Origin of the sequence: Rhizobium sp. NZLR8 (assembly GCF_019685025.1) — a bacterium.
Lineage (GTDB): Bacteria > Pseudomonadota > Alphaproteobacteria > Rhizobiales > Rhizobiaceae > Rhizobium.
On record NZ_JABDVY010000005.1, the window covers coordinates 26,000 to 49,884 of the forward strand.

General features: G+C 61.3%; 18 protein-coding genes. 9 read left to right on the top strand and 9 right to left on the bottom strand.

Features of this window, described 5'->3' with window-relative positions; translation table 11 throughout:
• Positions 1–52 precede the first annotated feature (52 nt).
• The 9 genes from HJB89_RS13215 to trxA all read left to right on the top strand — a co-directional run bounded on the left by HJB89_RS13215 (position 53) and on the right by trxA (position 14,592).
• A complete protein-coding gene (locus HJB89_RS13215) occupies positions 53–454 on the top strand; it encodes a PTS sugar transporter subunit IIA (RefSeq protein ID WP_003544139.1) in 402 nt (133 codons plus the stop codon).
• Positions 455–463: 9 nt separating this feature from the next.
• Positions 464–739, top strand: coding sequence for an HPr family phosphocarrier protein (locus HJB89_RS13220; protein ID WP_164015495.1), 276 nt, complete (start codon positions 464–466; stop codon positions 737–739).
• A gap of 277 nt (positions 740–1,016) precedes the next feature.
• A complete protein-coding gene (ahcY, locus tag HJB89_RS13225; RefSeq protein ID WP_207582342.1) occupies positions 1,017–2,417 on the top strand; it encodes an adenosylhomocysteinase in 1,401 nt (466 codons plus the stop codon).
• 203 nt (positions 2,418–2,620) lie between these two features.
• Entirely contained in the window at positions 2,621–5,206 is a 2,586-nt protein-coding gene (locus HJB89_RS13230; RefSeq protein ID WP_207582341.1) for a PAS domain-containing sensor histidine kinase, read from the top strand.
• A complete protein-coding gene (gene tsaE, locus HJB89_RS13235; protein ID WP_221150035.1) occupies positions 5,203–6,714 on the top strand; it encodes a tRNA (adenosine(37)-N6)-threonylcarbamoyltransferase complex ATPase subunit type 1 TsaE in 1,512 nt (503 codons plus the stop codon). Before HJB89_RS13230 ends, tsaE begins: the two co-directional genes overlap by 4 nt.
• Positions 6,715–6,727: 13 nt before the next feature.
• Positions 6,728–7,459, top strand: a complete 732-nt coding sequence (locus HJB89_RS13240; protein WP_221150037.1) for a nucleotidyltransferase family protein — start codon at positions 6,728–6,730, stop codon at positions 7,457–7,459.
• 3 nt (positions 7,460–7,462) lie between these two features.
• Entirely contained in the window at positions 7,463–10,657 is a 3,195-nt protein-coding gene (gene addB / locus HJB89_RS13245) for a double-strand break repair protein AddB (RefSeq protein ID WP_221150039.1), read from the top strand.
• Positions 10,650–14,201: a double-strand break repair helicase AddA gene (gene addA / locus HJB89_RS13250; protein WP_221150041.1), complete on the top strand. Its 3,552-nt coding sequence runs from the start codon at positions 10,650–10,652 to the stop codon at positions 14,199–14,201. Before addB ends, addA begins: the two co-directional genes overlap by 8 nt.
• A gap of 70 nt (positions 14,202–14,271) precedes the next feature.
• The gene (trxA, locus tag HJB89_RS13255) at positions 14,272–14,592 is read left to right on the top strand and encodes a thioredoxin (protein WP_003544118.1); all 321 of its coding nucleotides are present in this window, start codon (positions 14,272–14,274) and stop codon (positions 14,590–14,592) included.
• A 69-nt stretch (positions 14,593–14,661) separates the two neighbouring features.
• Here trxA and HJB89_RS13260 read toward each other — a convergent pair whose 3' ends face one another.
• The 9 genes from HJB89_RS13260 to HJB89_RS13300 all read right to left on the bottom strand — a co-directional run bounded on the left by HJB89_RS13260 (position 14,662) and on the right by HJB89_RS13300 (position 23,754).
• Positions 14,662–16,014 (bottom strand): folylpolyglutamate synthase/dihydrofolate synthase family protein, encoded by a 1,353-nt coding sequence (locus HJB89_RS13260; RefSeq protein ID WP_221150042.1) that lies wholly within the window; start codon positions 16,012–16,014, stop codon positions 14,662–14,664.
• A 27-nt stretch (positions 16,015–16,041) separates the two neighbouring features.
• On the bottom strand, positions 16,042–16,947 hold the full coding sequence (accD, locus tag HJB89_RS13265) for an acetyl-CoA carboxylase, carboxyltransferase subunit beta (RefSeq protein WP_164015509.1): 906 nt from the start codon (positions 16,945–16,947) through the stop codon (positions 16,042–16,044).
• A 142-nt stretch (positions 16,948–17,089) separates the two neighbouring features.
• On the bottom strand, positions 17,090–17,929 hold the full coding sequence (gene trpA, locus HJB89_RS13270; protein WP_207582335.1) for a tryptophan synthase subunit alpha: 840 nt from the start codon (positions 17,927–17,929) through the stop codon (positions 17,090–17,092).
• Positions 17,930–17,932: 3 nt separating this feature from the next.
• Positions 17,933–19,153 carry a tryptophan synthase subunit beta gene (gene trpB, locus HJB89_RS13275; protein ID WP_207582334.1) on the bottom strand — a complete coding sequence of 407 codons (1,221 nt, stop codon included), beginning with the start codon at positions 19,151–19,153 and terminating at the stop codon, positions 17,933–17,935.
• A 2-nt stretch (positions 19,154–19,155) separates the two neighbouring features.
• Positions 19,156–19,824, bottom strand: coding sequence for a phosphoribosylanthranilate isomerase (locus HJB89_RS13280; protein ID WP_207582333.1), 669 nt, complete (start codon positions 19,822–19,824; stop codon positions 19,156–19,158).
• Between the two features lie 178 nt (positions 19,825–20,002).
• Complete coding sequence (locus HJB89_RS13285; RefSeq protein WP_207582332.1) at positions 20,003–20,761, bottom strand: M48 family metallopeptidase; 759 nt, start codon at positions 20,759–20,761, stop codon at positions 20,003–20,005.
• An 87-nt stretch (positions 20,762–20,848) separates the two neighbouring features.
• On the bottom strand, positions 20,849–21,283 hold the full coding sequence (locus tag HJB89_RS13290) for a DUF2852 domain-containing protein (RefSeq protein ID WP_207582331.1): 435 nt from the start codon (positions 21,281–21,283) through the stop codon (positions 20,849–20,851).
• A 145-nt stretch (positions 21,284–21,428) separates the two neighbouring features.
• Entirely contained in the window at positions 21,429–22,706 is a 1,278-nt protein-coding gene (locus HJB89_RS13295) for a polyhydroxyalkanoate depolymerase (RefSeq protein WP_207582330.1), read from the bottom strand.
• Positions 22,707–22,911: 205 nt separating this feature from the next.
• Positions 22,912–23,754, bottom strand: coding sequence for a fumarylacetoacetate hydrolase family protein (locus HJB89_RS13300; protein ID WP_207582329.1), 843 nt, complete (start codon positions 23,752–23,754; stop codon positions 22,912–22,914).
• Positions 23,755–23,885: the final 131 nt, after the last annotated feature.

A 23,885-nucleotide genomic window follows, 5' to 3' on the forward strand; every position in this document is an offset into this window, starting at 1 on the left:
GCTGCATTGCGATATTGGGGCCACCGTTGGCGTATATGGGAGCAGTAATATCATGATCGGACTTGTGCTTGTCACTCATGGCAAGCTGGCTGAAGAGTTTCGTCATGCTGTCGAGCACGTCGTCGGTCCTCAGAAATTCATCGAGACGGTCTGTATTGGCCCCGAAGACGACATGGATCAAAGACGGCAGGACATTCTCGAAGCTGTTTCCGGTGCCGATGATGGCCATGGCGTCGTCATTCTGACCGACATGTTCGGCGGCACGCCGTCCAATCTTGCCATATCCGTCATGAGCAGCGGCCATACCGAGGTCATTGCCGGCGTCAACCTGCCGATGCTGATAAAGCTCGCCGGCGTGCGTGGCGAGAACAACATGGAGAAGGCGCTGGTGGAGGCTTCCGAAGCCGGGCGGAAATATATCAATGTCGCGAGCCGCGTGCTTAGCGGAAAATAACGGCCCTCCATGACATCGCTATCCCGAGAACTCCTGATTATCAACAAGCGCGGTCTCCACGCCCGCGCCTCGGCCAAATTCGTGCAAATGGTCGAGACCTTCGATGCCGCCATCACCGTTTCCAAGGACGGAATGACGGTCGGCGGCACCTCTATCATGGGCCTGATGATGCTTGCGGCCAGCCCCGGCTCGAGCGTCGTCGTCTCGGCAAGCGGCAGCCAGGCCGAGCAAGCGCTGGAGGCCCTGGACCAACTGATCCAGAACCGGTTCGGCGAAGAGATGTGATCGCCAACAGCGATCATATAAACATATAAAGACTTCTTTATATCCTTATTGCCTTCCCATTCGAAGCCTGCTAAACGGCGGATATGCCGTGCGCTAAAGTGCGATGCATCGAACTTGCTTCATGCGGACGCGCTTAGCTCTCTGTCCTTGTGCATGTCGTTATCCCGGAGCCACTGCACACGTCCGGGCGATATACATGAACACGCGGCCCATCCGTCGCGCGGCCATCTTCGCGCCTGCGCCAATTTTTGAGACGTTTTTCAGCCTGGAGACCCCTATGAGCACTGAAAAAGATTATGTCGTCGCCGATCTCGGGCTTGCGGATTTCGGCCGCAAGGAAATTACGATCGCCGAAACCGAAATGCCGGGGCTGATGTCCTGCCGCACCGAATTCGGCCAGGCAAAGCCGCTGAAGGGCGCGCGCATCACCGGCTCGCTGCACATGACCATCCAGACGGCCGTGCTCATCGAGACGCTGGTGGCGCTCGGTGCCGAAGTCCGCTGGGCCTCGTGCAACATCTTCTCGACGCAGGATCATGCCGCTGCCGCGATCGCCGCCGCCGGCGTGCCTGTCTTCGCCATCAAGGGCGAGTCACTTGAGGATTACTGGGTCTATACCGACAAGATCTTCCAGTGGGCCGATGGCGGCCTTTCCAACATGATCCTCGATGACGGCGGCGATGCAACCATGTACATCCTGCTCGGCGCCCGCGCCGAAGCCGGTGAAGATGTGCTGTCGCATCCGCATTCCGAGGAAGAGGAAATCCTCTTCGCACAGATCAAGAAGCGCCTTGCCGCCTCTCCGGGTTGGTTCACCAAGCAGCGCGACGCGATCAAGGGCGTCACCGAGGAAACGACGACAGGCGTCAACCGCCTCTATCAGCTCAGCCAGAAGGGCCTGCTGCCCTTCCCGGCGATCAACGTCAACGACTCGGTCACCAAGTCGAAGTTCGACAACAAGTACGGCTGCAAGGAATCGCTGGTCGACGGCATCCGCCGCGGCACCGACGTGATGATGGCCGGCAAGGTTGCCGTCGTCTGCGGCTACGGCGACGTCGGCAAGGGTTCTGCCGCTTCGCTTTCCGGCGCCGGCGCCCGCGTCAAGGTGACCGAAGCCGATCCGATCTGCGCATTGCAGGCTGCGATGGACGGCTATGAAGTCGTGCTGCTCGAGGACGTCGTTTCCTCTGCCGATCTCTTCATCACCACCACGGGCAACAAGGACGTCATCCGCATCGACCACATGCGTCAGATGAAGGACATGGCGATCGTCGGCAATATCGGCCACTTCGACAACGAAATCGAAGTCGCCGCGCTGCGCAATCTCAAGTGGACCAACGTCAAGCCGCAGGTCGACCTGATCGAATTCCCCAAGGGCAACCGCATCATCCTTCTTTCCGAAGGCCGTCTGCTCAACCTTGGCAACGCCACCGGCCACCCGTCCTTCGTGATGTCGGCTTCCTTCACCAACCAGACACTGGCGCAGATCGAGCTCTTCACCAAGCCCGACCAGTATTCCAACCAGGTCTATATCCTGCCGAAGCATCTCGATGAGAAGGTCGCACGCCTGCATCTCGACAAGCTCGGCGTGAAGCTGACTGAACTTTCCGAGGAGCAAGCTGCCTATATCGGCGTCTCGCCCAAGGGTCCGTTCAAGGCCGACCACTACAGATATTGATCTTACCGTTAATATCCACAAGATGTAGAAGCCGCGGCATTGACAACTGCCGCGGCTTATTTTTTGGGCGCTCCCTTCCCGCCGATTCCCATCCGAAGTATTGTTTTAAGACTTGATTCGTGGCGCCGGACCCTGTCCGACCGCTCCGAAAATGGGATGTCTTGTCGTAATGCGGCACATTGAAGGACGGAGACATACCGCGGATGTCGGAAATGAAAAGCAGCCTGCCCGGTCAGGCGGATGACGGCGTTCGCGCCGGCCGCCGCCCGCTGATGGCGGGCCAAGAGCACAAATCTGCAACGGCACACGAGGCCGCCAAGCAAGAGCATGGATCATTGGCGCGCTTTCTGAAAGCTTGTGCGGCCGGCACGGCGCTTGCGGCGCTGGCGCGGCCGGTTCTGGCACAGACAGAGCAACAGGCGGCAGCCTCGGCTCACCTCTTCACATCCTCGCAGGTCGTCGGCGTTTCCGTGGTCATCGGCGTCATATCGGCAGCACTGCTTTCGACGCTGTGGCTGGTGCGCCAGCGCGGCAATCTGGAAAGTGAGAGCCGGGAAATCCGCTCGGCGCTTTCCGATGCCCAGCAGCGCATTTCGCAATACCAGGCTTTGATCGCCGACAAGAACCGGCGGATCGTCATCTGGGACGGCAATGCGCGCCCCGAACTGCTCGGCCAGCTTCCGCCCGAAACCGGCGCACCGCAGGACGGCGAGTTCCTGGCCTTCGGCCTCTGGCTGAAGTCCCGCTCGGCCTCCGAGCTGGAAAAGGCGATCGACCGGCTGCGCGACGGAGCACAGAGTTTCGACATGGTGGTCGAAACCATCCGCGACGAAATCCTCGAGGCGCAGGGCCGGGTTTCCGGCGGGCGCGCCTTCGTCCGTTTCGTGGCGCTTAACAATCTGCGCGCCGAGCTGGCAGAGCTCAGGATCGAGCGCGACCGGCTGATGACGTCGATCTCGGCCTTCCAGACCATGCTTGACGCGATCGACATGCCGGCCTGGCAACGCGACCCGGCGGGTCTGCTGACCTGGGTCAACCAGGCTTATGGCGAGGCGGTCGAAGCGCGATCGCCGCAGCAGGCGATCAATGAAGGCCGCGAAATGCTGACGACCGTGGCGCGCGAACGTATTCGCGCGGCGACGACGCCGGAATCACCCTTCCACGACACGATCTCGACGGTCGTGCGCGGCAACCGCACATTCTTCGACGTCGTCGACGTCAGGCTGCCCAGCGGCTCGGCCGGTATTGCGATCGACGTGTCCGACATAGAGGCGGTGCGTGCCGAGCTGGAACGGACGCTCAAGAGCCACGCCGAAACCCTCGACCATCTCGCCACGCCCGTTGCCATCTTCGACGGCGACCGCCGCCTGCAATTCTATAACCAGGCTTTCGTCGCGCTCTGGGAGCTGGATATCGCCTTCCTCGAAGGCCGGCCGGACAATAGCGAGCTGCTCGAGCGGCTGCGGGCTGCCAAGAAGCTGCCGGACCAGCTCAACTGGAAAAGCTGGAAGGAAGCAGCCCTTTCCGTCTATCGCGCGCTCGACACGCAATCCGATCTCTGGCACCTGCCGAACGGGCAGACATTGCGCGTCTTCGCGACCGCCCATCCGCAGGGTGGGGCCACCTGGGTGTTCGAAAACCTGACCGAGCAGGTCGATCTCGAAACGCGCTACAACACACTGGTCAAGGTGCAGGGCGAAACGATCGACCATCTTTCCGAAGGTGTGGCGGTGTTCGGCCCGGATGGACGCATCCGCCTGTCGAACCCGGCCTTCCGCGCACTCTGGGGAATCACCGAAACCGAAGCCAAGCCCGGCACGCATATCCGCGGACTGGGCGAGGCCTGCGCGCCGTCCTATGACCGGCCGGACGGCTGGAAGGCGTTCGCGGAACTGATCACCAGCTTCGACGACGAACGCCGCTCGGGCCAGGGGACGCTGGAACTCTTCTCCGGCCTCGTGCTCGACTTTGCCGTCATCCCGCTGCCGAACGCGCAGACCATGCTGACCTTCGTCAATATGACGGACAGCGTGCGTGCCGAGCGGGCGCTAACCGAGAAGAACGAAGCGCTGCGCAAGGCCGACGAGCTGAAGAACGACTTCGTCCAGCATGTGTCTTACGAGCTGCGCTCGCCGCTGACCAATATCATCGGCTTCACCGATCTACTGCGGACGCAGGGCGTCGGGCCGCTGAACGAACGGCAGGCCGAATATATCGACCACATCTCGACCTCGTCCTCCGTTCTGCTGACGCTCGTCAACGATATCCTCGACCTTACGACCGTCGATGCCGGCATCATGCGCCTCAACTATGCGGATATCGATCTCAACGATCTGCTCGACGACGTCTCGATGCAGATCGCCGATCGCCTGCACGAAAGCGGCGTCGCGCTCGAAATCACCGCGCCGGCCTATCTCGGCTCGATCGTCGCCGATCCGCAGCGGCTGAAGCAGATCCTTCTGAAGCTGCTTTCCAACGCAGCGAATTTTTCGCCGGAAGGCACCTCGATCGCGCTGGAGTGCCATCGCGAAGGCACGGATTTCGTCTTCTCCGTCAGCGATCGCGGCCCCGGCATCTCGCCTGACATGATCGCTACCGTCTTCGACCGGTTTGCGACCGGTGCGAAAAGCGGCAAACGCGGCGGCGCCGGCCTCGGCCTTTCGATCGTCGACAGCTTCGTCACTCTGCATCATGGCGACGTGACGATCGACAGCGAGCCGGGCAAGGGCACCACCGTCGTCTGCCGTATCCCCTCGATCAATGTCCCGCATACCGCGGCTGCCGAATGACGACCAGCGATACGATCTCGCTTTTTCTGAAAGACGAGGCGGCTACATCTCGACTGGGTGAAGACCTGGCGCTGGCCTTGAAAGCCGGCGATTGCCTCGCCCTTTCCGGCGATCTCGGCGCGGGGAAATCCTCGCTGGCACGGGCGATCCTGCGCGCCATGGCCGATGACGAGGGGCTCGAGGTCCCGAGCCCGACCTTCACCCTGGTGCAATCCTACGATCTGCGCCTCCCGGTTTCGCACTTCGATCTCTACCGGCTCGGCAATCCCGCCGAATTGACCGAACTCGGCTTCGATGAAGCCCTGGAGAACGGGATCTGCCTCGTCGAATGGCCTGAGATGGCTGAGGGCGAACTACCGGCCGAGCACATCACGCTGAGGCTCGCACATGAAGGCAGCGGCCGCCGCGCAACAATCAAAGCCGCCGGCGCACACGCCTTCCGCATCCATCGTGTCCTGGCGATCCGCGATTTCCTCGACAAAGCCGGCTATCCCGAAGTCAAACGCCGCTTCCTGACCGGCGATGCGTCGTTGCGCGCCTATGAAGCGATCTATCCGAACGCTGCTCAACGAAAAATACTGATGGATTGGCGCCCGCATCCCGAGGGACCGCCCGTCTATGACGGCAAGCCGTATCCCAAGGTCGCGCATCTCGCACAGAATGCCTATCCTTTCGTCGCGATCGCCAATGTGTTGCGCGAGCGGGGATTTGCGACGCCGGAGATCTATCAGGTCGACTATGAACAGGGCATCCTGCTGATCGAGGATCTCGGCACCGAGGGCGTGCTCGATGACGACGGACGGCCGGTCACCGAACGTTACCGGCAAAGCGTCGCCTGCCTTGCCCATCTTCATTCCATGCAGATTCCGCAGGATATCCCGGTTTCCGCGATACATACGCATCACATTCCGGACTTCGATCGCACGGCAATGAAGATGGAAGTGCAGCTTGTGCTCGATTGGCATATTGCCTGGAAGCGCGGTACAGCACCCACGGATGCCGAACGTGCGGACTATCTGGCGATCTGGGACTCGCTGATCGACGAGCTCGCGGCGGCCGAGAAGAACCTGTTGCTGCGCGACTTCCATTCGCCTAATATCATCTGGCGCGAAGAGGAAAGCGGTATTGGCAAGGTGGGCCTTATCGATTTCCAGGACGCGATGATCGGCCCCACCGCCTATGATCTCGCCTCGATCGTTCAGGATGCGCGAGTGACAATCGAACCGGATCTCTTCCGGCAGCTGATGGACGATTATCTCGCCCTTCGCCGAGGCCAGGGCGGCTTCGACGAAGCCGGATTCATGAAGGCCTGGTCCATGATGTCGGCGCAACGTAATTGCAAGCTTGCCGGTCTCTGGGTGCGGCTGCTGCAGCGTGACGGCAAGCCCGGCTATCTCAAACATATGCCGCGAACGCTCACCTATCTGCAGGTCGCACTCGAGCATGAAGCGCTTGCCCCCTTGCGCGATTGGTGCGCAAGGGCTGGAATAGGCCAACGCGAATCATAAGTTCCGGATCAGCATGAGCATCAGACAAGCTATGGTACTGGCCGCGGGTCTCGGGACCCGCATGCGCCCGATCACCGAGACGATCCCGAAGCCGCTGGTGAAAATCGACGGCAAGCCGATGATCGACTACGCGCTGGATTCGCTGGTGGCGGCCGGCATCGAACGAGCCGCCGTCAACGTTCATCACCACGCCGACCAGATGCTCGATCATCTGAAGAATTATCCTGGCCTCGACATCGTGATTTCCGACGAGCGGGACGCGCTGATGAACTCCGGCGGCGGACTGGTGAAGGGGCTGAGGCTGCTGACCCGCGACGATATCTTCGTCATGAATGCCGACCTGTTCTGGATCGGCGAACAGCCGGGGCGGCCAACGAACCTGCAACGCTTAGCCGGATTCTTCGATGCCAGGCGCATGGACATGGCGCTGCTTTGTGTGATGATAGAGGATACGACGGGCCACAACGGCAAGAACGATTTCAGCCTCGCAGCCGATGGCCGGCTGACGCGTTATCGCGACGATCCGTCCAATCCCGTCGTTTACGCCGGAGCGATCGCCATGAACCCATCGCTGTTCGACAACGCGCCGCAGGATGCCTTCAACCTCAATATCTATTTCGACAAGGCAATCGCACGCGGCCGCCTTTTCGGCATGGTGCTCGACGGCCATTGGCTGACAGTGGGAACGCCGGAGGCGATCGGCGAGGCGGAGGAAACGATCCATCGGTTGCGGGCGTTTGCGTGAGCCATGGCGGAGCGGCATCAGCCACGCATTCTGACGATCCCGGCGGGCCTCTCCTTTCTGAAAACGCTGGCGACGACGCTTTGCGACGGCCGCCTGACGCCGCTCTTCCGGCATCAGGCCGATGATCCGCTGTCGCTCGCCAGGGTAACGATCTATCTGCCGACCCGGCGTGCCGTGCGTGTGCTGCGCTCGGAATTCGTCGACCTGCTCGGCGGCCGCTCGGCGATCCTGCCGGTCATCCGTCCTCTCGGCGAAACCGATGACGACAGCGGCTATTTCGACGAGGCGCTGCCGGCGACGATCGACCTCGCCCAACCGCTGTCGAATACCGCCCGTCTGTTGGAGCTTGCGCGGCTCATCCTCGCCTGGCGAAACAAACTGCCCGAAATCGTTCGCCACATTCATTCGGACTCACCGCTCGTTGCGCCGGCAAGCCCGGCAGATGCGATCTGGCTCGCCCGCAACCTTGCGGAACTGATCGATTCCATCGAAACCGAGGATCTCGACTGGTCTGAACTGTCGAAACTCGACACCGGCGACTATGCCGCCTGGTGGCAGCTGACGGCGGAGTTTCTGCAGATCGCCAGCGCCTTCTGGCCGGAGAGGCTTTCCGAACTCGGCAAATCCTCGCCGGCGCGGCACCGAAACGCCATCCTGCGGGCCGAAGCATCAAGGCTTTCCACGACGAAACCGACTGGGCCGATCATCATTGCCGGTTCGACGGGCTCGGTTCCCGCCACCGCCGATCTCATCGCCGCCGTCGCCAATCTGCCTGAGGGTGTGATCGTGCTTCCGGGGCTCGATCTCTCTATGCCCGAAAGGCACTGGCAGATGGTGGCGCCAGAACCGGCACCCGGCCAACATGCCAATCCTGCAAGCCGGAGCCATCCGCAATACGGCCTGTCGTTGCTGCTCAAGCGGCTGAAGCTCACGCGTGCCGACGTGACCCTTCTTGAACGGCCCGAGGCCGATCTTGAGCGGCGCGCCGAAATCCTGTCTCGGACGCTCGTCCCGGCGGAGGCGACCAGCGATTGGGGCGCTTGGAAGAGCGACCTGCCCGATGGCAGCCTGTCTTCCGCCTTTGCCGATGTTTCGCTGATCGAAGCCGCCAACGAACGCGAGGAAGCGACCGCGATTGCGATTGGGCTGCGGCTGGCGTTGGAAAAGCCGGGGCAGGACGGCGAAAGCCGGGCTGCCCTCATTACCCCGGACCGCAATCTCGCCCGACGGGTTATGGCGGAGCTTTCCCGCTTCGACATCCTCGCCGACGATTCGGCCGGCACACCGCTTGCAGCCATGCCGCAGGGCACGCTGCTGCAATTGCTGCTGGAAGCAGCGCTGCGCCCGGGCGATCCGGTGGCGATTATTTCGCTGCTCAAACATCCGCTGGCCCGTTTCGGCCTGGAACGCGACGCATTGATTTCCGCTACCGAGGCGCTCGAGCTGCTGGCCCTGCGCGGCGGCGTGGCGGAGGTGGATATCAGCAGGCTCGAGCCGCTGCTGACCCATCAGCTTGCCGAACAGGCCCAGGACAGGCACGCACCGCAATGGCGAAAGGCGCTTTCGGCTGACGCTGCCGATGCCGCGTACGATCTTGCCCGGCGGGTCACACAAGCGACCGAGCCGCTGGCTTCGACGCTGATCCGGCACCGGCCGGAAGATCGCGCAAGGACGGTAAGCTTGTCTTTGTCGGAATGGGCGGAGCGTAGCGGTCGTTCGCTCGAAGCAGTCGCGGCCGATCCGCACGGCAATCTCGCCGATCTCTGGTCTGGTGAAGCGGGAGATGCGCTCGCCGCCCTGCTCGGCGAGGTCATCGGCACGGACGGCCAGATGGAAGCCGACGGGCCGCAATGGATCGACATTATGGCAGCACTTGCTGCCGGCCATGTGGTGAAGCCACGGGCACTCAGTCATCCCCGCCTCTTCATTTTCGGCACGCTGGAAGCCCGCCTGCAGAGCGTCGATACGCTGATCCTCGGCGGCCTGAACGAGGGCACCTGGCCAGGGCAGACCGCCAACAATCCCTTCATTCCGCGCATGATGAAGACGGAGATCGGCCTCGAGCCGCCGGAACGGCGTATCGGCCAGCTGGCGCATGACTTCGAGATGGCGAATGGCACGCGCCATCTGATCTATTCGCGCGCGCTGCGCCAGGGCTCGACACCGACGGTCGCCTCCCGTTGGCTGCAGCGGCTGCTAGCGCTCGCCGGAGAGGCGTTCGAAGCGGAGTTGAAGGGACGCGGCAACCGGTTCCTCCAATGGGCCGGCCTGATCGACCGTGGAGAAGCCCAGGCACCGACGCAACGCCCCTCGCCTAAACCACCGTTGGCACTGCAGCCGAAATCCTACTCCTTCAGCGAAGTCGGCCGGCTGCGCCGGGACCCCTATGCCATCTATGCGCGCCGCATCCTGCGCCTCGATCCCGTCGATACATTCAACCGCGATCCAGGAGCGGCCGAACGCGGAACGCTCTATCATAAGATCATCGACCGGTTCATTCGCGAAGCCCATGTCGCCGGCACGCCGGATGCGGCAGCGGCGATGGAGCGCATCCTTTCCGAGCTTTTCGACATGGAGCAGCTGCCGGCGCATATCGATGCCGTGTGGCGGCCGCGCTTCCGCGCGGTTGCCCGCGCGTTTCTCGAATGGGAAACCGGACGGCGACCCGGCATCCGCAAAACACTGACGGAGGTGCGTGGCGGCTTCGAATTGGAGCCGATCAATATCCGGCTTAACGGAGTTGCGGACCGGATCGACATCACCGGACCGAACGCCGCCGATATCATCGATTACAAGACCGGCTACAATCCGTCGCCAGCGCAGGCCCGCGTGCTTCTCGATCCGCAGCTTGCGCTCGAAGCGGCGGCCTTGAGCGCCGGCGCCTTCCGTGATGCCGGTCGTCTTGTGCCGCAGGACCTGCTCTATGTGCGCCTGCGGCCGGGACGTCGTTTTCAGGTCGACACCGTCAACAACGAAAGCTCGGCACGCAGCGACAAGGCGAAATCGGCGATGGATCTCGCCGAGGAATCGATCGACCAGTTGGTCAAGTTCGTCGGATTGCTGCAGTCCGGCGAGAAGGGCTTCACCTCGCGGCTCATTCCGGCGCAGCAATTCGATTTCGGCGGCGACTATGATCACCTCGCCCGCGTCTCCGAATGGTCGACAGCCGAAACCGACGAAGGCGGCAGCGATGAGTGATGTAACGCCTCTTCCCAACGACGATGATCCTGGCGCCTGGATCGGCTGGACGACGATCCAGCAGGCGATTGCCTCCGATCCCTTGCGTTCGGCATGGGTCTCGGCCAATGCCGGCTCCGGCAAGACGCATGTGCTGACACAGCGCGTCATCCGTCTTCTGCTGGCCGGGGCGCGGCCTTCTGCCATTTTATGCCTCACCTATACCAAGGCTGCGGCCTCCGAAATGTCGAACCGCGTCTTCGAGCGGCTGGCGGACTGGGTGGTGCTTGACGATGAAGACCTGAGCCGGCGGATCACCCAGATCGAGGGGACGGCTCCCGATGGACTGAAGCTTGCCGAGGCCCGCCGGCTGTTCGCGAAGGCGCTGGAGACACCCGGCGGGCTGAAGATCCAGACGATCCATGCCTTTTGCGAGGCGCTGCTGCACCAGTTTCCACTGGAGGCCAACGTCGCCGGGCATTTCTCAGTTCTCGACGACCGCGCGGCGGTGGTGCTGCTTTCCGATGCGCGCCGGGCGCTGCTGACGGCAACCGCGCCGGAGGGAGACAGCGCGCTTGCCGAGGCGTTCGCCTATGTGCTCGATCTCGGCGACGAATCCGGACTGGAGAACCTGCTCGGCGACATCGTCGCCAATCGCAACGCAATCCGTCGTTTCACGGCAATCGCCGAACGGCAGGGCGGTGTGGAAAAGGTCCTGCGAGAAAGGCTTGGCCTTGCCGCCGGCGACACGGAAAGCCGGATCGCCGCGCAATATTGGCCTTTGCCGGAGCTTTCGGGCGGCATGCTGGAGCTTTATCTGTCGCTTGCCGACCAGAAGGGCGGCACGAAAGCGCAGGAGGTTGCCTACGGCCTCAGGCTTGCCGGGCGGGAACGCGATGACGCAAGGCGCGCTGAGTTTCTCGAGAAAATCTTTTTGACAGCCAAGGGCGAGCCGAAGGCGGACTCGCAATTCTCAGTCAAGGCGATGCTTGCCGACGCACCGCAGCTGGCGGGCGCCATTGCCGCTGCCCGCGCCCATGTCGCCGCAAGCCGCGACCGGCTGAAACTGATGCGGATGTACGGCGCCACACATGCAGCGCTCGTGCTCGCCGACCGGCTGAACCACGACTACGAAGAACTGAAGAAACAGCGCAGCCAGCTCGATTTCGAGGATCTGATCACCCGCACCGCCGACCTGCTGACGAAAAGCGGCGTCGGCCCCTGGATCCACTACAAGCTCGATCGCGGCATCGACCATATCCTCGTCGATGAAGCGCAGGATACCAGCCCGATCCAGTGGAGCGTCATCCAGTCGCTCGCCGAGGATTTCTTCTCCGGCGAAAGCGCCCGGCCGATCGTGCGCACGCTGTTTGCCGTCGGCGACGAGAAACAGTCGATCTATTCCTTTCAAGGAGCGCGGCCTGAGCGTTTTTCCGAGGAAAGCGACCGAACGCGGCGGCGGGTGTCCGACAGCGGGCAGAGCTTTTCCTCGGTCCGGCTGCCGCTTTCCTTCCGCTCGACCGCGGATGTGCTCGAGGCCGTCGACCATATTTTCAGGGAACCAAACAATGCGCGCGGCCTCAGCGCGCTCGGCGAACCGGTGGTGCATCGCTCCAGCCGCATCGGACATCCCGGCGCCGTCGATCTCTGGGAGATGGTCGCGCCGGAAGCGGTGATGAAGGAGGAGGATTGGACGGCGCCCTTCGACGCAACGCCGGAAAGCGCGCCAGCCGCAATCCTGGCGCGGCGGATCGCCCATTCGATCGGCACGCTGGTCGGGCGCGAGACGATCGTCGACAAGGGCAAGGAGCGTCTGATCGAAGCCGGCGACATCCTTGTGCTGGTGCGCAAACGCGACGCCTTCGTCAATGCGTTGACGCGCGCGTTGAAGCGCCGCGGCGACATTCCGGTCGCCGGCGCCGACAGACTGGTGCTGACCAGCCATATCGCCGTGCAGGATCTGCTGGCGCTCGGCCGTTTCCTGCTTCTGCCGGAAGACGACCTTTCGCTCGCCGCCGTGCTCAAGAGTCCGCTGTTTGATCTTTCCGAGGACGACATCTTTGCGATCGCCGCGCTACGCGGCGATAATGAGAGCGTCTGGCACCATCTCAAAAGTTTCGCCGCCGATGGCACCGAGCGTTTCCGCGCAGCCGTCGAGAGGCTTGAATTGTTCCTTCGCCAATCCAGGAGCCTGTCGGTCCACGATTTCTATGCGCGTGTGCTCGGCAGCCATGGCGGGCGGCGGCAATTCCTTGCCCGGCTCGGCACCGAGGTCAGCGATATCCTCGACGAATTCCTGACCTTCACGCTCGACCACGAGAGCTCCGGCCTCCCCGGGCTGCAGTCCTTCATCTCGACGCTGGAGCTCGAAGCGCCCGTGGTCAAGCGCGAGCAGGACAAGGGGCGCAATGAAGTGCGGATCATGACGGTGCATGCCTCCAAGGGTCTTGAGGCACCGATCGTTTTCCTCGTCGACGGCGGTTCGAAGGCTTTTACCCATACCCATCTGCCGAAGCTTCGCCTGATCGAGACCGACGCCGACGAGCCGCCGATGCCCGTCTGGGTTCCTGTCTCCGATCTCGCCAATTCGCTGACCCAGGACGATGCTGCGCGTATCCAGATGCTGGCGGAGGAAGAATATCGCCGATTGCTCTATGTCGCCATGACGCGAGCCGCCGACCGGCTGGTCGTCTGCGGCTATCGCGGCGTGCGTGTGAACAACGACACCTGGCATCTGATGATTTCGACGGCACTGCGCGACAATCATCCGCTGGTGGAGACGACCACATTCTCGAGTCCCGATGGGGAATGGCCGGGTATCAAATGGCGCGTGCCGCGGGTGGAACGACGCTTCGAACGCACCGACCGCAGCCAGGAGCGCGACAGCATGGACACCCTGCCGGACGGTCTGTTGCGGCCGTTGCCGCCGCAGGCCGGGCTGCCCCGGCCGCTCAGCCCCTCCGGCGCCGGGACGATCATCGATGAAGACGCGGGTGGCTTGCTCGTCGTTTCGCCGCTGTTTGGCGAGAAGCAGCGCAGCGATCGTTCGCTGGAGAAGGGCAGGCTGATCCACCGCATGCTGCAGGCGCTTCCCGAAATTCCGCTTGCCGAACGGCCTGATGCCGCAGGCCGCTATGCCGAACGAGCGGCTCGGTTCTGGCCGGAAGCCGAACGGCGCAAACTTGTTGATTCGGTTCTGAAACTATTGGACGAAGAGGGTCTGCAGTCCGTCCTCGGTGCGCAGGCCCAGCCCGAGGTCTCGATCATGGGAACGTTGACGCTCGAAGACAGGCGCTATGCCGTCTCCGGCCGCATCGACCGGCTTGCCGTCCTTGCCGATCGCGTCGTCATTCTCGACTACAAGACCAATCGGGTGCCGCCGGCGACAGAGGAGGCTATCCCCTTCGCGCACCGGGCGCAGCTGGCGATCTATCGCGAGATCCTGACGCCGCTCTATCCTGATAAGCGTATCGATTGCATGCTTGTCTATACCGAGAACGCCTCGCTCTACACGCTGAGCGAAAAGGCGCTCGGTTTGGCGCTTGCAGCAGTCAAGACAAAGTGAAATACCGGACATTGAAAATTCGGCACTGCAGCATCACATGTGGTTCAACACCGAGACAAAGGAGCAGCCCATGGCTACCGTGAAAGTCGATATCAACAACTTCCAGTCGGAAGTTCTGGAATCCGCAGAACCCGTCGTCGTCGATTTCTGGGCTGAATGGTGCGGCCCGTGCAAGATGATTGCGCCGAGCCTCGAAGAAATCGCCGTTGAGATGGAAGGCAAGGTCAAGGTGGCCAAGCTGAATATCGATGAGAACCCGGAACTCGCCGCACAGTTTGGTGTGCGCTCTATTCCGACCCTGGCGATTTTCAAGGGCGGCGAAGTCGCCGATATCTCCGTGGGCGCCAAGCCGAAGACCGCGCTTTCGAACTGGATTTCGAGCGCCGCCTGACTGATATCGCTTAAATTAAATCGCATTGGCGAAAAAGCCCGGCATCGACCGGGCTTTTTCAATTTGCCTTCATTTCGGCGGCGTGCCGTTGTCGGAAAGCACATCGCCGACGAGATAGAGAGAGCCGCCGATGAGGATGCGCGGGGGTAAACCCTCCGGATCGACGACGGCTTTTATGGCTTCCAGCGCATCGCCGACCGTCGACATCGGTTCGGCAACCAAGCCGGCATCATAAGCGGCATTCGACAATATCACCGGGTCGATTATCGCGTCGCTGCCACGGATCGGCACACAGAAAACCTTCTCGACCAAGCCGGCGAAGGTCTTGAAATAGCCGATTGGATCCTTGGTATTAATCATGCCGGTAATGAGGAAAAGCGGCCGAGACTGGCGTTCCTCGAAATTGGCCATGGCTTCGGCGATCACTTCGCCTGCCCCGGGATTATGCCCGCCGTCGATCCAGATCTCGGCGCCGGCGGGTGCATGCGGCAGCAACCGGCCTTCGTTCAGACGCTGCAGCCGGCCCGGCCATTCCACAGAACTCATCGCCTTTTCCATCATCGCCTCGGTGACGGTGAAACCCGCCGCCTTGACGGCGCGAATGGCGGCGGCGGCATTGGCATATTGGTGGCGGCCGGGAAGCCGCGGCAGCGGCAGGTCGGCAAGACCGAATTCATCCTGATAGACGAGCCGGCCATATTCCTCATGCGCCATGAAATCCTGGCCGAAGACGGCGCTGGGACAATGCAGCCGTTCGGCCGTCGCCATCAGCACGTGGAGCGCCGCGTCATATTCCTGATGACCGATGACAACCGGAAATCCCGGCTTCATGATGCCGGCCTTTTCGGCGGCGATCAGCTCGACCCTGTCCCCGAGATAGGGCTGGTGATCGAGTGAGATCGGCATGATCACCGAGACGGCCGGATCGGAAATGACATTGGTGGCGTCGAAGCGGCCGCCGAGACCGACTTCGATGATCGCGGCATCGGCCGGCTGTTCGGAAAACAGGATGAAGGTGACCGCCGTCAGGATTTCGAAGACGGTGATGTGCTGTCCGGCATTGGCATCGGCCACACGACGCAGGGCCTTGGCAAAGACGGCGTCATCGACAAGCTGCCCGCGCCCGCCCTTGACGCCGATGCGGTAACGCTCGTGCCAATTGACGAGATGCGGCGAGGTGTGAACATGAGCGCTGTAGCCGCCGGCTTCGAGCAGAGCGCGGCAGAAGGCGGTGACCGACCCCTTGCCGTTGGTGCCGGCGACATGGATCACCGGCGGCAGATTCCGGTGCGGATTGCCGAGCACATCGAGAAGACGGGTGATGCGATCGAGAGACAGATCAAAACCCTTGGGATGTAACCCCATGAGCTTGTCGATCTCCTGTGCTGCCTCGCTCACCGCGGTTTGGCCTCTGGGTATCAATTCGGCACCCCGCTTGCTTGTCGGTTTTCAGGCGCTCGCCGCCAGAGCGATCGCACCGCTATTCATGTCGTTCGCCGCCGAAACCGGCTTCTTCGTCAGGATCTTCAGGACGCGCGCCAGCGTTTCCGGGATATCGTGACGTTTGACGACCATATCGACCATACCATGCTCCAGCAGGTATTCGGAGGTCTGGAAGCCTTCGGGCAGTTTTTCGCGCAGCGTCTGCTCGATGACGCGCTTGCCGGCAAAGCCGATTTCGGCGCCGGGCTCGGCCAGATGAATATCGCCCAGCATGGCATAGGAGGCCGTGACGCCGCCGGTGGTCGGGTTGGTCAGCACGACGATATAGGGTTGGCCGGATTCCTTGAGCAGGTCGAGGGCAACGGTCGTGCGCGGCAGCTGCATCAGCGACAGGATGCCTTCCTGCATGCGCGCGCCGCCGGAAGCGGGGAACATCACCAGCGGGCACTTTTCAGACGTCGCACGTTCGAAAGCCTTAACGATCGCCTCGCCGGCAGCCATGCCGAGCGAACCGCCGATGAAGTTGAATTCGTGCACCACCGCCACGAGTTTCAATCCCTGCACCTTTCCGACGCCGGCGAGGATGGTATCCTCCTGCTCAGTCTTCAGGCGGCTGTCGCGCAGGCGATCGCTATATTTCTTAGAATCGCGGAACTTCAGAGGGTCCTGGGCGACCTTCGGCTGCGGCAGCGATTCGAACTCGCCGTTGTCGAACAGATCGATCAGGCGGGCCTTGGCCGGCATCTTCATGTGATAGCCGGAGGCTGGAATGACCCATTTGTTGCCTTCCAGATCCTTGTGGAAGACCATCTCGCCGGTTTCCGGGCACTTGATCCAGAGGTTCTCCGGCACTTCGCGACGGCCCAGCATGGAATTGATCCGCGGGCGAACGTAGTTGGTGATCCAGTTCAACTCGAATACTCCTGATTGACGAAAGCGCGTCGCGATCTTTCAGATCGTTTGCCACACTTTGAGGTCTTCGGTTTCCCGCATGTCGTTGCCGCAAGACCGCTGCACATTTTGCGCGACATTGCTTTGCTCCAATGTGGGCAAACTATTCGGCAGCAACAAGGCGCGCCGAACGTGTTCCCGTGGAAAGTCCGCGGACCAGTGTGGCAACGGCCTGAACGGTATCGGCCGTTGCCTTGCCGTCGCCCGTCAGACTGGTCGCGACCTGATTGACGATGGCGGTGCCGACCACGACGCCGTCGGCCGAACCGCCGATGACCTTTGCATGTTCCGCCGTCTTGACGCCGAAGCCGACGCAGACGGGTAGCTTGGTGTGCTGCTTGATGCGTTCGACCGCGCCCGACACCAGCGACGGATCCGGCAGCGCCGAACCGGTGATGCCGTTCATCGAGACGTAATAGACGAAGCCGGAGGTGTTCTTCAAAACCTTCGGCAGGCGCTTCTCATCCGTCGTCGGCGTCGCCAGGCGGATGAAATTGATGCCTTTGCGGATCGCCGGAATGCAGAGTTCGTCATCCATCTCAGGCGGCAGATCGACAACGATCAGACCGTCGATGCCGGCAGCAATCGCGTCGTCGAGGAATTTTTCGACGCCATAAATATAGATCGGGTTGTAGTAGCCCATCATCACGATCGGCGTCGCATCATCGGTTTTGCGGAAATCGGCCGCCAGCTGCAACGTCTTCTTCAGCGTCTGGCCGCCTTTCAGCGCACGCTGACCGGCGAGCTGGATTGCCGGGCCATCGGCCATCGGATCGGAAAAGGGCATGCCGAGCTCGATGATGTCGGAGCCCGCCTCCGGCAGCGCCTTCATGATGCCGAGCGAGGTATCGTAATCAGGATCGCCGCCCATGAAATAGGTCACAAGCGCCGGACGGCCCTCGGCCTTCAGCTCGGCAAAGCGTTTGTCCATGCGTGCGGTCATGTCTTACAGTCCCATTCCCAGAATCTTGCCGACGGTGAAGATATCTTTGTCGCCGCGGCCGGAGAGGTTCATCAGGATGATCTCGTCCTTGCCCATCTTCGGTGCGCGCTTGATCACCTCGGCAATCGCATGCGACGGCTCGAGCGCCGGGATGATGCCTTCGAGGCGGGTCAGGGTCTGGAAGGCCTCGAGCGCTTCGTGATCCATGATCGGCACATAGTCGACGCGGCCGGTATCGTTCAGCCAGGAATGTTCGGGGCCGATGCCGGGATAATCGAGACCGGCTGAAATCGAATGGCCTTCCTTGATCTGGCCGTCGCCATCCTGCAGCAGATAGGTGCGGTTGCCATGCAGCACGCCCGGCGAACCGGCGGTGATCGACGCGCAATGGTCATCGCCCTGCAGGCCCTTGCCGCCCGCTTCGACGCCGACCATCTTGACGGTGGGATCATCGAGGAAAGGATGGAAAATGCCGATCGCGTTCGAACCGCCGCCGACGGCAGCGACGACGAGATCCGGCAGGCGGCCTTCGGCTGCCAACATCTGCTCTTTCGCTTCGGTGCCAATCACCGACTGGAAATCGCGGACCATCTCCGGATAGGGATGCGGACCGGCCGCCGTTCCGATCAGGTAATAGGTATCCTCGACATTGGTGACCCAGTCGCGAAGCGCCTCGTTCATGGCGTCCTTCAGTGTGCCGCTGCCTGCCGTGACCGGTTTGACCTCGGCGCCGAGCAGTTTCATGCGGAAAACGTTCGGTGCCTGACGCTCGACGTCGGTGGCGCCCATATAGACGACGCAAGGAAGGCCAAAGCGGGCGGCAACGGTGGCGGAGGCAACGCCGTGCTGGCCGGCGCCGGTTTCGGCGATAATGCGGGTCTTGCCCATGCGCTTGGCGAGCAGGATCTGGCCGATGCAGTTGTTGATCTTGTGCGAACCGGTGTGGTTCAGCTCCTCACGTTTGAAATAGATCTTCGCGCCGCCGAGTTCGGCCGTTAGCCGCTCGGCGAAATAGAGCGGGCTCGGGCGACCGATATAATGGGCGCCGAGATGCTTCAATTCGGCCTGGAATGCCGGATCGTTCTTCGCCCTGTCCCACTCATCCTGCAGATCGAGGATCAGCGGCATCAACGTTTCGGCAACGAAACGACCGCCATAAATGCCGAAACGGCCATCTTCATCGGGGCCAGAGCGGAAGGAATTCGGTTTAGGCGTCTCGTTCACTCTCAACTCCCTGAGGCCATGACAGGCGCATCCGCCTCTTCGACCGCATCGAAAAATTCATCGATCATTGCGACGCTCTTCACGCCAGGTGCGGTTTCGACACCCGAGGAGACGTCGATACCACGTGCCTTGGTGTTCGCCAGCGCATCCGCGACATTGTTCTTGTTCAGCCCGCCGGACAGCATGTAGTCGATGCTGCCGTCGAGCCAGCTAAGAAGGCTCCAGTCGAAGGAAACGCCATTACCACCCGGCAATTCGGAACCCTTCGGCGCTTTTGCATCGAAGAGGAAACGATCGGCGATGCCGATATAGGCCTCGACGCGCTTCAGATCATCGGCCGTGCGCACCGAAAATACCTTCATGACAGGCAGACCATAGAGCGCCTTTATGGTCAGCACATGTTCGGGGCTCTCGTTGCCATGCAGCTGCAGAATATCCGGCTTCAACAGCGAGACAATCTCGTCCAGATCGTCATTGGTGGGATCGACGACGACGGCGACGATCTTCGCCTTGCCGCGCGCGGGTTCGGCAAGCTTTGCCGCCAGGTCCGGCTCGATATAACGTGGGCTCTTTTCGAAGAAAATAAAACCGATATGGGTCGCGCCGCGCTTCAGTGCGCGATCAACAGCATCAGGCGTCGTCAAGCCGCAAATTTTGATATCCGGTTTCATGGCAGCGAAGTGACACGAAATGCGTCAGGAGTCGAGCCAATTTGCATGGAAAGCTGCATTTAGAGCGGCTTTCGGCTAAAGCGCGTCGCGTTCTTTCAGATTCGCTCCTCGCGCTTTAGCCCTTTATTTTACGCATGTCGTTAGCGCCAAACCGCTGCACACTTTTGCGCGACATGCTCTAGTCGAAATCGATGGCATGCAACTGGCTGCCGTGCCGTTTCAGCCAGGATTTTGCCTCCTCCATGCCCGGGCAAAGCTTACGGCAGAGCGCCCAGAAGTGCGGGCCATGATTCATTTCCTTGAGGTGGGCGACCTCATGGGCGGCGAGATAATCGATCACCGAAGGCGGCGCCATGACGACGCGCCAGGAAAAGCTCAGATTTCCCTCCGACGAGCACGAGCCCCAGCGGCTGCGGGTATCCTTCATCGAGATTGAGCGGATCGGCGCCCGGATCGTTCCGGCATGCATCGTCGCCAGTCTTACGAGGTCGGCGCGCGCCTCTTTCTTGAGAAAGGCCGCGATGCGCCGTCCAACATGTTCCGCCATTCCGCTGACGCGCAACACCGGTCTGCCATCTATCAAAACCGCTTCCGTCAGGCCACGCAAGCTGCCGGTATGCTGGATGCGATGGGACACGCCGCGAAAGAGAATTTCGCCGCCGTCGCGCAGGCCGGCATCGGTCGAAAACTTGGCAAGTTTGGTGAGCAGCCACCCCTGGTGCCGATCGAGAAATGCATTGACCTCGCGCGCCGCAAGGCCTTTCGGCACCGTCATCTTCAAGGCCCGGCCGCCCGGCTCTATGCGCAAGGTGATGCGCGTCGCACGGTCGTGCTGCTTGATGGTCAGCGGCATGAGCCGGCCGGCCACATCAAGCGTCCGCGTTTCGGGCGGAGCCGGTTTCCGGACTTTCGGCCTTGTCTTCAGAAGCGAGAACATGGTTGTTTTCTATCCGATTCGCCGGGGGAGCGGACATAGAAAAACCGGCATCGCAAGATGCCGGTCATCAATTCAGCGTTCAGGCCTTCATGGCGTCTGGTATTCGGCAACCGGGCCGTTGTCGTCACGCTTGGCGTTCCTGCGGTCACGCATGAAGCGATCGAACTCTTCCTGGTCCTTGGCGCGGCGAAGTTCGCGCATGTAGGCGTCGAATTCCTCGCGCATTTCGTCGAGCTTGCGGCGCTCTTCTTCGATCCGGTCGATCTCGGCCTTGCGCCAGTCGTCGAAGGCGACATTGCCGGTCGAGAAGTGCGGGCGGTGACGGCCGTTCGGACGGCGGCAGGAGGCAAAAAAGCCATCGGTCGCTTGGTTGACGTCACGCTTGAAGCCGCGCAGACGGTCGCCGAAGATGATGTAGGCAAGCATGGCAAGACCCAGAGGCCAGAAAACCATGAAGCCGAGAATCATCAGGGCAATGGTAGCCGGAGTCCAATCCGGTCGAAGCAATGCTGACTGGTTCATCGTGCGGGTATCCCTCGCTTTCCGCGCCCGGCAGGATGCCGAGTGCTGAAATCGATGTGGTTACCGCAACAATGGCCTTCAAGACGATTGCCCGCGAAATCGGACAAAGCCTTGAATCCATTTTACTAATTCAGCTGTCGCTGATTCAGGCGATGCGGCCGCCCTTGATCACCCGCGGGACCCGAGGCTTGACGACGGAACGGGAATGCTCTCGGACAAAATTGATGATGCGCGGCGCGATCTCGCGGCGGAACCGCGAGCCGTTGAAAACACCATAGTGGCCGACATCCGGCTGCAGATAATGCATGCGCATCTCTTCAGGAATGTTCACGCAGATCGTCTGCGCCGCCTTTGTCTGGCCGACCCCTGAGATATCGTCGTTCTCACCTTCGACGGTCAAAAGCGCAACGTTGCGAATTGCCGCCGGATCGACGCGTTTGCCGCGATGCATCAGTTCGCCCTTCGGCAGGGAATGCTTGATGAAGACCTGCTCGACCGTCTGCAGGTAGAATTCGGCGGTCAGATCCATGACGGCGAGATATTCGTCGTAGAATTCCCTATGTCTTTCCGGTTCGCCGTCGTTCTTCACGAGATGCATGAAGAATTCCTTGTGGGCGACGAGATGACGGTCGAGGTTCATCGACATAAAGCCCGAAAGCTGCAGAAATCCTGGATAGACCGGGCGCATGAAGCCTGGCTGCGGCCAGGGCACGTTCATGATGACATTGTCGGAGAACCACTGCAGCGACCGCTCCTGGGCGAGCTTGTTGACCGCCGTCGGGTTGATGCGCGTGTCGATCGGGCCGCCCATCAGCGTCATCGACGCTGGTGAAAGCGGATCGTTGGCTTCCTCCATCACCGCAGCGGCGGCCAGCACCGGAACTGAAGGCTGACAGACGGCGATGACATGCGTGTCGTCACCGAGGAAATGCAGCATCTCGATGACATAGTCGACATAATCGTCGAAATCGAACGTGCCTTCGGTCATCGGCACCATGCGAGCGTCGATCCAGTCGGTGATGTAGACATCGGCGCTCGGCAGCAGTGCCTCCACCGTGCCGCGCAGCAGCGTGGCATAGTGGCCGGACATCGGCGCGACGATCAGGATGCGCGGATCATTGCCGCGAGCACGCGGATCGTTGCGGGCGAAATGCAGGAGATTGCAGAAGGGCCGCGACCAGACGATCTCTTCGCGGACGGAAACCGTTCGTTCACCAATCGTCGTCTGCTTCAGTCCGAATTCCGGTTTGCCATAGCGGCGCGTCGTGCGTTCGAACATTTCGAGACTTGCCGCCATCGTGCGGCCAAACGGCGTGTGGGAAAACGGATTCAACGGATTGGCATAGGCAAACCGCATGATATCGGCCGCGGCGCGAAACGGCGCCATGGCGGCATGGTTCAATTCATAAAGCTGATAAAACATTGGAAGGCGCCACCTTTCTCTATCGAAAAGATGACGCCGATTGAGGGGCTTCGGATCTTTCCGTTACGCGGGCACGTAACGCAGACTAACAGTTTTTTGTTGCACAGCAACATGGACGAACCAGACCCGCACAAGAAATGCCGGAGAATTGATCCCCGGCATGATAATCGACCTGAAAACTTAAGTTTCTCAACACGAAGCGTCGTTAACGATCCGCTATAAAGGTCTGCTTCTGCGTGCCGAGACCTTCGATGCCGAGTTCGACCACGTCGCCCGCCTTGAGATAACGCGGCGGCTTGAGGCCCATGCCGACGCCGGGAGGCGTGCCGGTCGAGATCACGTCACCGGGATGCAACGACATGAACTGGCTGAGGTAGGAGACGAGGAAAGCAACGCCGTACACCATCGTCTTCGATGAGCCGTTCTGCATCTTCTGGCCGTTGACCGTCAGCCACATGCCGAGGTTCTGCGGCTGCGGAATTTCGTCCTTGGTGACGAGCCATGGGCCGATTGGGCCAAACGTGTCGCAGGATTTGCCCTTCGTCCATTGTCCGGATCGCTCGGTCTGGAAAGCGCGCTCGGACACGTCATTGGAGACGCAATAACCGGCGACGTAATCCAGCGCTTCGGCTTCCGTTACATATTTGGCAGTCTTGCCGATGACGACGCCCAGCTCGACTTCCCAATCGGTCTTTTCCGAACCGCGGGGAATGATGACATCCTCGTTCGGTCCGACGATTGCCGAGGTTGCTTTCATGAAGATGATCGGCTCGGGCGGAACGGTGGCGCCGGTTTCGGCAGCATGATCCGAATAATTCAAGCCGATGCAGATGAATTTGCCGGTGCCGGCGACGCAGGCGCCGATGCGGCCGGGGGCAAGTTCCGGAAGGCTCTTCGGATCGATCGCCGCTATCCTTGCCAGGCCTGCCGGCGTGATCACCTCGCCGCCGATATCGGCGACGTGACCGGACAGATCGCGGATCTTGCCATCGGCATCGAGAAGCGCGGGTTTTTCATTGCCAGCTTCGCCAACACGCATCAGCTTCATGGGAATTCCTCCTCATCGAAAAACGAATTGCAGCCACCTATGAACGAATTATTCACCGGTGTCATTACGGCTTTGCCGCGAAGCGGTACGGCTTTCCTTGAATTCGGATCGATTTCGGCCCAAACCGCATG

Excerpts from the sequence above, each read along its gene's own strand:
- HJB89_RS13215 (WP_003544139.1), top strand. The coding sequence starts at position 53 with ATGATCGGACTTGTGCTTGTCACTCATGGCAAGCTGGCTGAAGAGTTT.
- HJB89_RS13220 (WP_164015495.1), top strand. The coding sequence starts at position 464 with ATGACATCGCTATCCCGAGAACTCCTGATTATCAACAAGCGCGGTCTC.
- ahcY (WP_207582342.1), top strand. The coding sequence starts at position 1,017 with ATGAGCACTGAAAAAGATTATGTCGTCGCCGATCTCGGGCTTGCGGAT.
- HJB89_RS13230 (WP_207582341.1), top strand. The coding sequence starts at position 2,621 with ATGTCGGAAATGAAAAGCAGCCTGCCCGGTCAGGCGGATGACGGCGTT.
- tsaE (WP_221150035.1), top strand. The coding sequence starts at position 5,203 with ATGACGACCAGCGATACGATCTCGCTTTTTCTGAAAGACGAGGCGGCT.
- HJB89_RS13240 (WP_221150037.1), top strand. The coding sequence starts at position 6,728 with ATGAGCATCAGACAAGCTATGGTACTGGCCGCGGGTCTCGGGACCCGC.
- addB (WP_221150039.1), top strand. The coding sequence starts at position 7,463 with ATGGCGGAGCGGCATCAGCCACGCATTCTGACGATCCCGGCGGGCCTC.
- addA (WP_221150041.1), top strand. The coding sequence starts at position 10,650 with ATGAGTGATGTAACGCCTCTTCCCAACGACGATGATCCTGGCGCCTGG.
- trxA (WP_003544118.1), top strand. The coding sequence starts at position 14,272 with ATGGCTACCGTGAAAGTCGATATCAACAACTTCCAGTCGGAAGTTCTG.
- trpA (WP_207582335.1), bottom strand. The coding sequence starts at position 17,929 with ATGACCGCACGCATGGACAAACGCTTTGCCGAGCTGAAGGCCGAGGGC.
- HJB89_RS13280 (WP_207582333.1), bottom strand. The coding sequence starts at position 19,824 with ATGAAACCGGATATCAAAATTTGCGGCTTGACGACGCCTGATGCTGTT.
- HJB89_RS13285 (WP_207582332.1), bottom strand. The coding sequence starts at position 20,761 with ATGTTCTCGCTTCTGAAGACAAGGCCGAAAGTCCGGAAACCGGCTCCG.
- HJB89_RS13290 (WP_207582331.1), bottom strand. The coding sequence starts at position 21,283 with ATGAACCAGTCAGCATTGCTTCGACCGGATTGGACTCCGGCTACCATT.
- HJB89_RS13295 (WP_207582330.1), bottom strand. The coding sequence starts at position 22,706 with ATGTTTTATCAGCTTTATGAATTGAACCATGCCGCCATGGCGCCGTTT.
- HJB89_RS13300 (WP_207582329.1), bottom strand. The coding sequence starts at position 23,754 with ATGAAGCTGATGCGTGTTGGCGAAGCTGGCAATGAAAAACCCGCGCTT.